Origin of the sequence: Falsiroseomonas bella, assembly GCF_003173615.1 — a bacterium.
Classification (GTDB): Bacteria; Pseudomonadota; Alphaproteobacteria; order Acetobacterales; family Acetobacteraceae; genus Falsiroseomonas; species Falsiroseomonas bella.
Genome location: NZ_QGNA01000003.1, coordinates 729,845 through 742,277 on the forward strand (window position 1 = coordinate 729,845; position 12,433 = coordinate 742,277).

8 protein-coding genes are annotated in these 12,433 nt (G+C 71.8%); 1 reads left to right on the forward strand and 7 read right to left on the reverse strand.

Annotated elements, in window-relative coordinates; translation table 11 throughout:
* Positions 1-154 precede the first annotated feature (154 nt).
* Complete coding sequence (locus DFH01_RS16075; protein ID WP_109871448.1) at positions 155-2,416, forward strand: response regulator; 2,262 nt, start codon at positions 155-157, stop codon at positions 2,414-2,416.
* Positions 2,417-2,489: 73 nt separating this feature from the next.
* On the opposite strand, the gene DFH01_RS16080 is transcribed toward DFH01_RS16075, so the two are convergent.
* The 7 genes from DFH01_RS16080 to DFH01_RS16110 all read right to left on the reverse strand — a co-directional run bounded on the left by DFH01_RS16080 (position 2,490) and on the right by DFH01_RS16110 (position 12,432).
* Positions 2,490-5,687: a PAS domain S-box protein gene (locus tag DFH01_RS16080; RefSeq protein ID WP_109871449.1), complete on the reverse strand. Its 3,198-nt coding sequence runs from the start codon at positions 5,685-5,687 to the stop codon at positions 2,490-2,492.
* A 161-nt stretch (positions 5,688-5,848) separates the two neighbouring features.
* On the reverse strand, positions 5,849-6,646 hold the full coding sequence (locus DFH01_RS16085) for an FAD binding domain-containing protein (RefSeq protein WP_109871450.1): 798 nt from the start codon (positions 6,644-6,646) through the stop codon (positions 5,849-5,851).
* A gap of 11 nt (positions 6,647-6,657) precedes the next feature.
* Positions 6,658-9,036, reverse strand: a complete 2,379-nt coding sequence (locus DFH01_RS16090) for a xanthine dehydrogenase family protein molybdopterin-binding subunit (protein WP_109871451.1) — start codon at positions 9,034-9,036, stop codon at positions 6,658-6,660.
* A gap of 31 nt (positions 9,037-9,067) precedes the next feature.
* Positions 9,068-9,571 (reverse strand): (2Fe-2S)-binding protein, encoded by a 504-nt coding sequence (locus tag DFH01_RS16095; RefSeq protein ID WP_109871452.1) that lies wholly within the window; start codon positions 9,569-9,571, stop codon positions 9,068-9,070.
* Between the two features lie 112 nt (positions 9,572-9,683).
* Positions 9,684-10,268, reverse strand: coding sequence for a CHRD domain-containing protein (locus tag DFH01_RS16100; RefSeq protein WP_109871453.1), 585 nt, complete (start codon positions 10,266-10,268; stop codon positions 9,684-9,686).
* A gap of 131 nt (positions 10,269-10,399) precedes the next feature.
* Positions 10,400-11,443, reverse strand: coding sequence for an ABC transporter ATP-binding protein (locus DFH01_RS16105; protein ID WP_109871454.1), 1,044 nt, complete (start codon positions 11,441-11,443; stop codon positions 10,400-10,402).
* Positions 11,440-12,432, reverse strand: coding sequence for an ABC transporter ATP-binding protein (locus tag DFH01_RS16110; protein WP_109871455.1), 993 nt, complete (start codon positions 12,430-12,432; stop codon positions 11,440-11,442). Before DFH01_RS16110 ends, DFH01_RS16105 begins: the two co-directional genes overlap by 4 nt.
* Between the last annotated feature and the right edge of the window lies 1 nt (position 12,433).

The window sequence follows — 12,433 nt, forward strand, 5'->3', positions numbered from 1 at the left end:
GTTGAATGGATCGGGCCGCTCCTCGCCAGTAGGGTGGACCATGCCCCGCACGGTCGACAAACCGGTCGCAGAAGGTTCCGCGGAGCATATCCCCGGGCGTCCCGCATCGCGGTCGCGTCCGGTATGGACCCATCTCGCGCTCTTTGCCCTCTGCATGGTTCTCCCGCTCTGGGGCCTGCTCGGCTGGATTGCCTGGACCTCGGTCCAACAGGCACGCGACGACTACCAGCAGCAGACCCTGATCGTGGCGCGCAACCTTGCGCTCGAGCTCGACCGCGAACTCGCGAGCTTCGGCGGGACCCTCCGCGCCCTGGCGACGTCGCCGGCGCTCGAGGATGGCGACCTCCGGCGGTTCCACGAGCAGGCGGTGCAGGTCGCACCGGCCGGCGGCGCCATCGTCATGCGCGACCGTTCCGGACAGCAGTTGATCAACACGCTCTTTCCCTTCGGCACGCCCCTGCCGGTCACCGCGGCCCCGGCGGTCCTCGCGGCCGACGCCTGCGTCTTCCGCACCCGGTCGAGCTGTGTGTCCGACCTCTACACCGGCACCACCGACCGGCAGCCCTACATCCTTCTCGACGTGCCGGTGCTGCGGGAGGGGGAGATCGAGCGTGCCGTCAACATCGGCGTCCGGGCGCAGCACCTGGCTTCGCTGCTCTCGCGGCACAGGCTGCCGCCGGGTTGGTCGGTCTCGATCATCGACCGGCAGGACAGGATCGTCGCGCGCTTCCCCGAGCATGACCGCTTCGTCGGAAGCCTTGCGAACGAGGCCCTCCGTCGGAATGCCGCGGCGGACGAAGGCAGCGTGCGCACGGTGAACGTGGCTGGCGTGCCGGTCTGGGGCGCCTTCGTCCGCATGCCACACTGGGGCTGGCGCGTGGCCATCGGCGTGCCGGAATCCGACCTTCGCGCGCCGATGCAACGCTCGGCCTTCTACTTCGGCGCGGCGGGGCTGCTCGCGATCGGCCTGTCGGTGGGCGCCGCGTTGTTCGTCGGCCGGCGGCTCGCACGCTCGATAGGCGCGCTGAGCCGCATGGCCGAGCAGGTCGGCCACAAGGCCACCTTGTCGGGGGTGCGGACGTCGATCCGCGAGCTCAACCAGGTCTCTGCGTCGCTCGCCGAGGCGGACGCAAGGCTGCGCGCTTCCACCACGGAGCGCGATCGTGCGCAGACGGAGTTGCGGCGGCTGAACGATGAGCTCCGCGCCCGCGTCGAGGCGGAGGTGGCGGCGCGCGAGGAGGCGCAGGCCCGGCTTGCGCAGGCCCAGCGCATGGAAGCGCTTGGCCAGCTTGCCGGCGGCATCGCACACGACTTCAACAACGTCCTGCAGGCCGTCCAGGGCGGGGCCCGCCTCATCGCGAGCGACGCCGCGGATCCGGGCCGGGTGCGCCGGCTGGCGTTGATGGTCGTGGACGCGGCCTCCAGGGGGGCCGCCGTGACACGCCGCCTGCTCACCTTCGCCCGGCGCGCGGACCTGCGCGCCGAGCCGGTCGATGTCGCCGACCTGCTCACAGCGATGCGCGAGATCCTCCGGCACACGCTCGGCAGCGGCATCGAGGTGCGCGTGCAGGTGGCGCCAAACGTCCCGGCGCTGCTCGCGGACAGGGGGCAGCTCGAGACGGTGCTGGTGAACCTCGCCGCGAATGCGCGGGACGCCATGGGCGGCGCCGGCGTGCTGACCCTGTCCGCCATCCATGAGGCGGTCGCGAACGGGAACGGAGCCGCCGCCGGTGCCGCCGGCCTCAAGGCGGGTGCCTATGTCCGGCTCTCGATCGCCGACACCGGGGTTGGCATGGACGCGCCCACCCTCGCCCGCGCGACCGAGCCGTTCTTCACCACCAAGCCGCGCGGACAGGGGACCGGCCTCGGGCTCGCCATGGCGCGCGGCTTCGCCGAGCAAAGCGCCGGCGCGCTGACCATCGAGAGCGCGCCGGGCTTCGGCACCACGGTGCGGCTCTGGCTGCCGGTCGCCCCCAGCGAGCCCGTCGCCCCCGCGCCGCATGTCGCGGAGCCGCGCCCCCAGGCCGACGCGCGGCGCCGGCTCCTCCTCGTCGACGACGAAGCGCTCGTCCGCGCGCTCACCGCGGAAGCCCTGGAGGCGGCCGGCTTCGTCGTCCACTCGGTCGGCAGCAGCGCGGAGGCCCTCGAGCTGCTCGATGCGGGCGAGGCCGTGGACATCCTGGTCACGGATCTCTCGATGCCTGGCCTCGATGGCCTCGCGCTCATCCGGGAGGCGCAGCGACGGCGGCCGGACCTGCCGGCCATCCTGCTGACCGGCTTCGCCACCGACATGGCCGAGCTCGCCGTCGGCGGCGCCATCAGCGGGCGCTTCTCGCTTCTGCGCAAGCCGATCGATGCGGGGATGCTGGCCGAGCGTGCGGATGTGCTGCTCAGGGCCGCTGTGGCCGGGCGCTGAACCCGGCCACAGCGCCGTAGCTGGCCAGGCTGCAGAGGGAGGACGCGGCGCACCCGCGCCAGCGGCCCCGCCGCTACGGCTCCGGTCGCGCCTCGCGCGGCGTCGCCTGCGGCCACCGGAGCTGGGCCGCGGGCAGCGACAGCGTGAGATCCAGGCCGCCGCGCGGCCAGTCGAAGCGGACCCGCCCGCCGAGCTGGCGCTCCACCGTGTTGCGGATCACCGACGAGCCGAAGCCGCGGCGCTGCGGCGGGCCTTCCAGTTCGGGCCCGCCCTCCTCGATCCAGCGCAGCGCGAGGCCGCCATCCTCCGTGGCGGCCCAGGCGACGCGGACCCGCCCGGCCGGGCTGGTGAGGGCACCGTATTTCGCCGCATTGGTCGCCAGCTCGTGCAGCGCCATGGCCAGCGGCTGCGCGGCGCCGGGGGCCAGCGCCACCGACGGGCCGGAGATCGCCACGCGCTCCATCCCGTCCTGCATGGCGCTGCTGTGCGGCGCGACCTCCGCCTCGATCAGCTCGCGCAGCTCCGCGCTGCCCCAGCCTTCGCGGGCCAGCAGCGTGTGCGCGCGTGCCATCGCCGCGATGCGGCCGGTGACGGCGGCGCGGAACTGCTCGGGGTCGCTGTGACGCGTGAGCCCGACGATCGCCTGCACCACGGCCAGCGCGTTCTTGGCGCGGTGGTCCACTTCCCGCGCCAGCAGCAGCTGCCGCTCCTCCGCCCGCCGCCGTTCCGTAACGTCGTAGTTGACGCCGCGGATCACCATCGGCCGGCCCGCGGCGTCCCTCACCACCTCGCCGCGCGTCGCGATCCAGCGCACCTCGCCCGAGTCGGCGCGGCAGATGCGGAACTCGAAGGCGAAGCGGCTCTGCGACGGATCGCCGCGCATCGCCTCCCGGCGCGCGCGATGCAGCTCACGATCCTCGGGGTGCAGCAGCGCGAGGTGCTCCTCCTCCCCTATCCAGGGGCTGCGTCCCGCGGGATCGAGGCCGTAGAGGCGGAACATGGTGGGCGACCAGTGGGCGTCGAGGCCCGGCAGCACGCGCTCGAACACGCCGATCTCGGCCGCTTCCTGCGCCAGGCGGAAGCGCGCCTCGCTCTCGGCCAGCGCCGCCTCGGCCTCGTGGCGCTTGGTGATGTCGGTGGCCGAGGGCACGAGATGCGTCACACGCCCCGCGGCGTCGCGCAGCGGCGCGATCTGGAAATCCGCCATCCGGCGCCTGTCGCCCGCCATGCGCAGCTCGATGTCGAAGCGCAAGGCCTCGCCGGCGGCCGCACGCTCGCAGGCCTCGCGCAGCCGCGCCTGCACCGCCGGGTCGTGCGACCACCAGAAACAGTCCCAGAAGGGCCTGCCCCGCACATCGGGCAGCGTCAGCGCCGCGGCCTCCAGCGGCGTGCGGTTCACCTCCTGCAGCCTGCCCGAGGGCGACAGCACCGCGACGAAGACGAAGAGGTTGTCGAGCACGCGGCGCAGATGCGCCTCGCTTTCCCGAAGCGCCGCCTGCGCGGCGCGCTGCTCCGTCACGTCGGTATGGGTGCCGAACCAGAGCGCGATCTGCCCTTCCCCGTCCCGCACCGGCATGGCGCGGGAGAGGAACCAGCGATAGCCGCCATCCTTGGCGCGCAGCGGGAAGGTGTCCTCCCAGGGATGGCCGCCTTCCCAGGCGCGGGAGAGGCGCGCGACCACATGCTCGACATGGTCGGGATGGTGGACGTTGCGCCAGCCCTGGCCCTCCATCTCGGCCAGCGTCGTGCCGGTGTAGTCGAACCAGCGGCGGTTGAACCAGAAGATCCAGCCATCCGGCCGCGCCATCCAGGCGAGCTGGGGGATGTTGTCGGCCATGGCGCGGAACCGCGCCTCGCTCTCCGCCACGCGCGCGGCCGCCTCGCGCTCCTGCGTCACGTCGCGGAAGAAGACGACGACGCCCCCGTCCTCGCGCGGGTGGCTCTCGGCGCGGAACCGGCGGCCGATGGCGGGCCAGGCCGCCTCGACCACGGAGGGCAGGCGCTGCTCCATGGTGCGGCGATAGGCGGCGGCGAACGGCGTGCCCGACGCCTCGGGGAAGGCGTCCCAGAAGACCAGGCCGCGCAGCTCGCGCCCGGCGGCCAGCGCGGCGGCGGCGCGCCGGTTGACGAAGCTGATCCGCCAGGTGGCGTCGAGTGCGAGCACGCCGTCGCCGGTGGCCTCCAGCACCGCGGCCAGCTCGCGCTGGCCCGCCTCCGCCGAAAGCCTAAGGCGAACGCCGCGCGCCAGCGCCGTCGCGACTGCGCCGGCCAGCGCGAGCACCACCACGCCGGCCAGCGCGAAGAGCAGCGCGTTGCGCAGCACGCGCGCATTGAAGGGCGCGAGCGCGACGCTGCGCGGCATGCCGGCCGCGGCGATCAGCGGCGGCCCGGGGCTGGCCAGCCGCCAGGCGACGAGATGGCGCTGCCCGCCGGGCCCGGCCCATTCGAAGCGGCCATCCCGGAACTGCGTCGTCGCCGCGGCGCGCAGCGCCTCGGGCGGGGGCGTCAACTGGCTTCCCCGCGGCAGCCCTGCCGCGTCGGCCGCCTGCGGCAGCGGCGAGAGCATCAGCGGCGCGCCGTCGGGCAGCCGGAACAGCCCGACCCGTCCGCCGGCGCCGAGCCCAAGGCCGCGCTGGAAGCGCTGGAACTCGTCGGCATGCATGGCCGCCAGCACGACCGCGCGCAGATCCCCGGTCGGGCCGCGCACGGCCCGCGCGAAGCTGAAGAACCAGATGGGGGAGGCGTGATCGAGCCGCATCGGGCCCAAGGCGCTGTCGGCGCCCTGGCGCAGCGCCTCCTCATAGCCGCGGTGCGTCAGCGTGCGGGGCGCGGGATCGGGGTCCAGGCTGCTGGCGAGGACGCGGCCCTCGGGCCCCGTGACGAGGACGGCACCGATCTGCGGCACCTCCCGCAGCATCGCCGTGAGTTCGGCCTGGCCGGCACCGCGGAACACCTCCGCGCCGTCGCGCTGGACCGCCTCCGCCACGCGGTCGGTCACCAGCCGCGCGGCGCTCAGCCCGCGGCCGGCATGCTCCGCCGCGCCCAGCGCGGCGCGCTCGGCCGCGGCCCAGCCATCCTCAAGCGTGGCGACATGGTCCTGCCAGGTGATCGAGACGAAGACGGTGCTCAGCAGCAGCAGGACCGCCGCGACGAGCACCGCGAGGCGGCCGCCGGCCGGGCCGAGCAGGGAGAAACGCCGGTTCCGCGGCGCCCGGGGCGCGGTCAGGTCGGGAGAGGCTCGGCGTTCCGCCGCAGTCCCGGTGTCCGGCATGGCTCCGCTTCGAGGTGGCGCCGGTCGGCACCCCGAGCGGGCTGCTGCGGCGCAAGGTGCATACGTCATGCACGCTGCGCGAGCGGCAGGCAATCGGATACATCAGCGGGTACATGAAAAGGGCGCCGGCATAGCCGGCGCCCGGGCGGCTGCGCGGCGCGTCAGCCCGCGTTGGCGACGGCCCGCTTCGCCATGACGGTCACCAGATGCGCGCGATACTCGGCGCTGCCGTGGATGTCCCCGTTCATCATGCCGGCGTCCATCTTCACGCCGGCCACCGCATCGGGCGACCAGTTGGCCGACAGCGCCTTCTCCATCTCGGTGGCACGGAAGGCACCGTTGGCCCCTGCCCCGTTCACGCCGACCCGCACGCCCGCCGGCCCCTTGGCGACGAACACGCCGGCCATGGAGTAGCGGCTGGCCGGGTTCTTCATCTTGGCGTAGCCCGCCTTCTCCGGCACCGGGATGTGGATGGCGGTGACGATCTCGCCGGTCTCCAGCGCCGTGGCGAACATGCCCTGGAAGAAGTCGTCGGCGCTGATCTTGCGCTTGTTGGTCTGGATGGTCGCACCCAGCGCGAGCAGCGCCGCCGGATAATCCGCCGAGGGGTCGTTGTTGGCGACCGAGCCGCCCATGGTGCCGCGGTTGCGCACCTGGGTGTCGCCGATGGTGCTGGCCATCCAGGCGAGCGCGGGGATCGCCGCCTTGATGTCGGCATTGGTCGCGATCTCGTAGTGCTTCGTCAGCGCGCCGACGACGATCGTGTTGCCCTCGCGCTTCACGCCGCGGAGCTCCGCGATGCCGGAGAGGTCCACCACCGAGGTCGGCTTGTTGAGGCGCAGCTTCAGCGCGGGCAGCAGCGTCATCCCGCCGGAGATCGCGCGCGCATCGGGGTCCGCCGCCAGCAGCTTCACCGCATCGGCGACCGAGGACGGCTTGTGGTAGCTGAAGTCATACATGGCCCGGTCTCCTACTCCGCCGCCTTGCGGGCGTGGATGATGTTCCAGATCTTCGCCGGCGTGGCCGGCATCTCGATGTGACGCACGCCGAAATCCTTCAGCGCGTCCACCACGGCGTTCATCACCGCGGGCGGCGAGCCGATGGCGCCGACCTCGCCGCAGCCCTTCACGCCGAGCGGGTTGTGCGTGCAGAGCGTGGTGTGGGTCGCGACGCTGACCGGCGCAAGATCGTCCGCGCGCGGCATGGTGTAGTCCATCATGCTGCCGCTGATCAGCTGCCCCTCCGCGTCGTAGATCGCGCTTTCCAGCAGCGCCTGGCCGATGCCCTGCGCTACGCCGCCCTGCACCTGGCCCTCCACGATCATCGGGTTGATGACGCGCCCGACATCGTCCACGGCGGTGAAGTTCACCATCGACACCTTGCCCGTCTCCGGGTCGATCTCGACCTCGGCGATGTGGCAGCCGCCGGGATAGGTGAAGTTCTTCGGATCGTAGAAGGCCGTCTCCTCGAGCCCCGGCTCGATCTCCTCGATCGGATAGTTGTGCGGGACGTAGGCCGCGAGGCTGATGTCGGTCAGCGACTTCGTCTTGTCCGTGCCGGCCACGCGGAAGGTGCCGCGGTCGAACTCCACGTCCTCGACGCTCGCTTCCATCAGGTGGGCGGCGATGCGCTTGCCCTTGGCGATGATCTTGTCCATCGCCTTGAACATGGCCGAGCCGCCGACCGCGAGCGACCGCGAGCCGTAGGTGCCCATGCCGAAGGGCACCTTGGCCGTGTCGCCATGCACGATGTCCACATTGGCGATCGGCACGCCGAGCCGGTCGGCGACGAGCTGCGCCAGCGTCGTCTCATGCCCCTGGCCGTGGCTGTGCGTGCCGGTGAGCACGGTCACGCTGCCCGTCGGATGCACGCGGATCGTGCCGACCTCGTAGAGGCCCGCCCGCGCGCCGAGGCTGCCCACAACGGCGGAAGGCGCGATGCCGCAGGCCTCCAGATAGGTGGAGATGCCGATGCCGCGCAGCTTGCCCTTGGCCTTCGCCGCGGCGCGCCGCGCCTCGAAGCCCTTCCAGTCGGCGGCTTCCAGCGCGGCGTCGAGCGTCGCGAAGTAGTTGCCGCTGTCGTACTGCAGCGCCACCGGCGTCTGGTACGGGAAGGCGTCCACGGGGATGAAGTTCTTCCGGCGGAACTCCACGCGGTCCATGCCGATCTCGGCGGCCGCGACATCCATCAGCCGCTCGAGCAGATAGGTCGCCTCCGGCCGGCCGGCGCCGCGATAGGCATCCACCGGCACGGTGTTGGTGAAGACGGCCTTCACCTCCGCATAGATCACCGGCGTGGTGTACACCCCGGCGAGGAGCGTGGCGTAGAGATAGGTCGGGACACATGGGGCAAAGGTGGAGAGATACGCACCCATGTTGGCGTAGGTGTGGACCTTGAGGCCGAGGATCTTGCCGTCCTTGTCCACCGCCAGCTCGGCCTTCGAGACATGGTCGCGGCCATGCGCGTCGGACATGAAGGATTCGGTGCGGTCCGCGGTCCACTTCACGGGGCGCTTCACCCGGCCGCTGGCCCAGGTGACGATCGCCTCCTCGGCGTAGTGGTAGATCTTGCTGCCGAAGCCGCCGCCGACATCGGGCGCGACCACGCGCAGCTTCGCCTCCGGGATGTTCAGCACGAAGGCGCCCATCAGCAGCCGGATCACATGCGGGTTCTGGCTGGTGGTGTAGAGGGTGTAATCGCCCGACTGCGGATCGAAGTCGCCGACCGCCGCGCGGGGCTCCATCGCGTTCGGCACCAGCCGGTTGTTCGTCGTCTCGAAGGTGACGACCTTGTGCGCCTTGGCGAAGGCTGCTTCCTGCGCGGCCTTGTCGCCGATGTGCCAGTCGTAGCAGAGGTTCCCCGGCGCGGCCTCATGGATCTGCGCCGCACCGGATGCCAGCGCCGCCTGCATCGTCGCGGCGGCGGGCAGCGGCGCGTAGTCCACCACGATCGCCTCGGCCGCGTCGCGCGCCTGCTGGCGCGTCTCCGCGATCACCACGGCGACGGGATCGCCGACATGGCGCACCTTGCCCTCGGCGAGCACGGGATGCTTCGGCTCGGCCATCGGCGAGCCGTCCTTGTTGTGGATCTGCCAGCCGCAGGGCAGGCCCCCGATCGCGGCGAGGTCCGCGCCGGTGAAGATCGCGACGACGCCGGGCATGGCCTTTGCCGCCGCCGTCTCGATCGCGTTGACCGCGGCATGGGCGTGCGGGCTGCGCAGGATGTAGGCGTGCGCCTGGCCCGGGCGGTTGATGTCGTCGGTGTAGTGCCCGCGGCCCGAGAGGAAGCGCAGGTCCTCCTTGCGGCGCACGGATGCGCCGATGCCCTCGAAGGGCGCCACGACGTTCATTGTTCTTGTCCCTCCCCCGTCGCCGGCGCCGCTATTCGGCGGCGCGCGCCAGTTCGCTGCGGCGTCCCTGCATCACATCGGCCGCCGCGGCGATCGCCTTGACGATGTTGTGGTAGCCGGTGCAGCGGCAGAGGTTCCCCTCCAGCCCCTCGCGGATCTCCTGCTCGGAGAGGCCGCCCGGGTGCTTGTTCACCAGGTCGATGGCCGACATGACCATGCCCGGCGTGCAGAAGCCGCACTGCAGGGCGTGATACTCGCGGAAGGCTTCCTGCATCGGGTGCAGCGTGCCATCGGCCTTGGCCAAGCCCTCGATCGTGGTGACGTCCGCGCCCTCGCACTGCACGGCGAGGATGGTGCAGGCCTTGATGCTGTCGCCGCCCATATGCACCACGCAGGCGCCGCACTGGCTGGTGTCGCAGCCGACATGCGTGCCGGTGAGGCGCAGCTTCTCCCGCAGCAGCTCCACGAGCAGCGTGCGCGCCTCGACCTCGACCGTGTGCTTCGTGCCGTTCACCGTCAGCGTGACCTGCGGCATCGCGCCTCTCCCCGAATCCTGTGGCGCCCCTGATCTGGGGGTGCCGTTTCGCGGGGGAAGCCTCGCCCTGCCCCGCGCGCGCGTCAAGCCGCGCGCGGGCGGGCGCCCAGGCTCACGGTGCCGCCGTGCGCCGGCGCAGCGCCGACAGCGCGGCGAGGCCGAGGCCGAACAGGCCGAGCGCCGCGGGCTCCGGCACGGCGGCGAGGAAGCCGCGGATCTCACCGGGAGGGAACGCAGTGGAGTGGATGTTGAAGTAGGCCTTGCCGGCACGCATGCCGGCGATCAGCGCGGCCTCGGCCCCGTCCGTCGTGCCGGCGCCGGCGCCCGTCAGGAAGCCGCTGGTGTAAGTCGCCGTGTCGTCGGTTGCGAAGGTCCGGTCATAGCTGCCGGAAGTGACGCCGGTGGGGAAGCCGGTGAGCGTCCCCGGCGTCACCGCCACGCCCACCGTGCCCGTGCCCGGAATCGTCGTGCAGCAATGGATGTGCGCCACGGTGGTGTTGCCGGTCAGGCCGCTGAACTCGGCCTGGATGCGCAGCGTGTTGGCCACAGGGTCGAGCCACACCCAGGCAGAACCGGAACCGGTCGCGCCGGGCACCTCCGGACCGAGCGTCGTGCGGAACAGCAGCGCGCCGGCCTGCGCCCCGTTCGCCGCAGCGAGGCACGCGGCGAGCACCGAGGCCGACAGAAGCTTACGCATTGCACCCTCCCGCATCGCAAAGCTTGCGATTGGGAGAGTGTGATGCGACGCGATCGGACCGCCACTGAAATGGCGGTCGCTCACGATCTCGTGACGGTGCCGGCCCGGCGAGCGCCGGGTCAGGGGCGAGGCTACTGCGCAGCCAGCAGCGCCGCGCCCTTCGAGCCGGAGAGCGGGTTCTCCGCCGGCGAGAGGTCGTGCAGGTGGCAGGCGGCGACATGCCCCTCGCCCAGCGCATCGGCGACGGCGCGCAGCGGCGGCTCCTCCGTCCGGCAGCGGTCGAAGGCGTAGGGGCAGCGGGTGTGGAAGCGGCAGCCCTTGGGCGGGTTGATCGGGCTCGGCACGTCGCCCTTCAGGATTATTCTTTCGCGCGCGGCGCCGGGCTCCGGCACCGGCACGGCGGAGAGCAGCGCCTCGGTGTAGGGGTGCTTGGGCGCGGCGAAGAGGCTGCGCTTCGGCGCCACCTCCACGATCTTGCCGAGATACATCACCGCGACGCGATGCGTCATGTGCTCCACGATCGCCAGGTCGTGGCTGATGAACAGCATCGCCAGGCCGAGCTCCTTCTGCAGGTCCTGCAGCAGGTTCACGATCTGCGCCTTCACCGAGACATCGAGCGCGCTGACCGCCTCGTCGCAGATGATGATGTCGGGCTCGGCCGCCAGCGCGCGGGCGATGCCGATGCGCTGGCGCTGGCCGCCCGAAAATTCGTGCGGCCAGCGGTTCACCGCATCGCGCGGCAGCCGCACCTTGTCCATCAGCGCGGCGACCTTGGCCTCTAGCTCCGCCCCGTCCTTCGCCAGGCCGAAGTTGCGGATCGGCTCGGCCAGGATGTCGCGCACGCGCATGCGGGGGTTCAGCGAGCTGAACGGGTCCTGGAACACCACCTGCATGCGGCGCCGCATCGGCCGCAGCGTGCCGGAGGGCATGTCGTCGATCCGCTCCCCGTCCAGGATCACCTGGCCCGCGGTGATGTCGAACAGCCGCAGCACCGCCTTGCCGACGGTGGACTTGCCGCAGCCGGACTCGCCGACCAGCGACAGCGTCTCGCCCTTCGCGATGTCAAAGGAGACGCCGTCCACCGCATAGACATAGCCGGTGGTCCCGCCGAGCAGGCCGCCGCGCAGCGGGAAGTGCTTCTTGAGGTCGTTGACCTGCAGGACAGGCGTGCTCATGCGGCCATCGCTCCCTCGCGCGGGGCATAGTGGCAGGCGGCCACATGGTTGGGCGCCTTCAGCTCCAGCGCCGGGGCGACGCTGCGGCAGAGATCCGTCGCATGCGGGCAGCGGCTGGCGAAGACGCAGCCCGGGATCTTCTGCTTCAGGCTCGGCACAAGGCCGGGGATCTCGGCCAGCCGCGTCTCATCCCCATGCAGGGAGGAGCCGAGCTTCGGCATGGAGCCGAGCAGGCCCTGCGTGTAGGGATGCCGCGGATTGCGGAACAGCGGCCCGATCGCCGCCTCCTCCACCTTCTTGCCGGCGTACATGACCACCACGCGCTCCGCGACCTCGGCCACCACGCCGAGGTCATGGGTGATGAGCACGATGGCGGCGCCGACGCGGTGCTTCAGGTCGCGCATCAGCTCCAGGATCTGCGCCTGGATGGTCACGTCGAGCGCGGTTGTCGGCTCGTCCGCGATCAGCAGCTTCGGGTTGCAGGCGAGCGCGATGGCGATCATCACGCGCTGGCGCATGCCGCCGGAGAGCTGGTGCGGATATTCGCGCACGCGCCGCCCCGGCTCGGGGATGCCGACCAGCGTCAGCATCTCCACCGCCTTCGCTTCCGCCTGGGCCTTGGACATGCCCTGGTGCAGCCGCAGCGTCTCGCCGATCTGCCGCCCGACGGTCAGCACCGGGTTCAGGCTGGTCATCGGCTCCTGGAAGATCATCGAGATGTCGTTGCCGCGGATCTGGCGCATCTCGCGGTCCGACAATTCAAGCAGGTTCTTGCCGTTCAGCCGGATGGCGCCGGCGATCTTGCCGGGCGGTTCCGGGATCAGGCGCAGCATGGACATGGCGGTGACGGACTTGCCGCAGCCGGACTCGCCGACGATGGCCAGCGTCTCCCCCGCCTCGACATGGAAGGAGACGCCGTCCACCGCGCGGTTGATGCCGTCGGGCGTGCGGAAATGGACCTGGAGCTGGTCGATTTCGAGAAGCGCCATG

What these genes read in the sequence shown, in the direction of transcription:
- DFH01_RS16075 (WP_109871448.1), top strand. Translation starts at nt 155, where the DNA reads ATGGTTCTCCCGCTCTGGGGCCTGCTCGGCTGGATTGCCTGGACCTCG.
- DFH01_RS16080 (WP_109871449.1), bottom strand. Translation starts at nt 5,687, where the DNA reads ATGCCGGACACCGGGACTGCGGCGGAACGCCGAGCCTCTCCCGACCTG.
- DFH01_RS16085 (WP_109871450.1), bottom strand. Translation starts at nt 6,646, where the DNA reads ATGTATGACTTCAGCTACCACAAGCCGTCCTCGGTCGCCGATGCGGTG.
- DFH01_RS16090 (WP_109871451.1), bottom strand. Translation starts at nt 9,036, where the DNA reads ATGAACGTCGTGGCGCCCTTCGAGGGCATCGGCGCATCCGTGCGCCGC.
- DFH01_RS16095 (WP_109871452.1), bottom strand. Translation starts at nt 9,571, where the DNA reads ATGCCGCAGGTCACGCTGACGGTGAACGGCACGAAGCACACGGTCGAG.
- DFH01_RS16100 (WP_109871453.1), bottom strand. Translation starts at nt 10,268, where the DNA reads ATGCGTAAGCTTCTGTCGGCCTCGGTGCTCGCCGCGTGCCTCGCTGCG.
- DFH01_RS16105 (WP_109871454.1), bottom strand. Translation starts at nt 11,443, where the DNA reads ATGAGCACGCCTGTCCTGCAGGTCAACGACCTCAAGAAGCACTTCCCG.
- DFH01_RS16110 (WP_109871455.1), bottom strand. Translation starts at nt 12,432, where the DNA reads ATGGCGCTTCTCGAAATCGACCAGCTCCAGGTCCATTTCCGCACGCCC.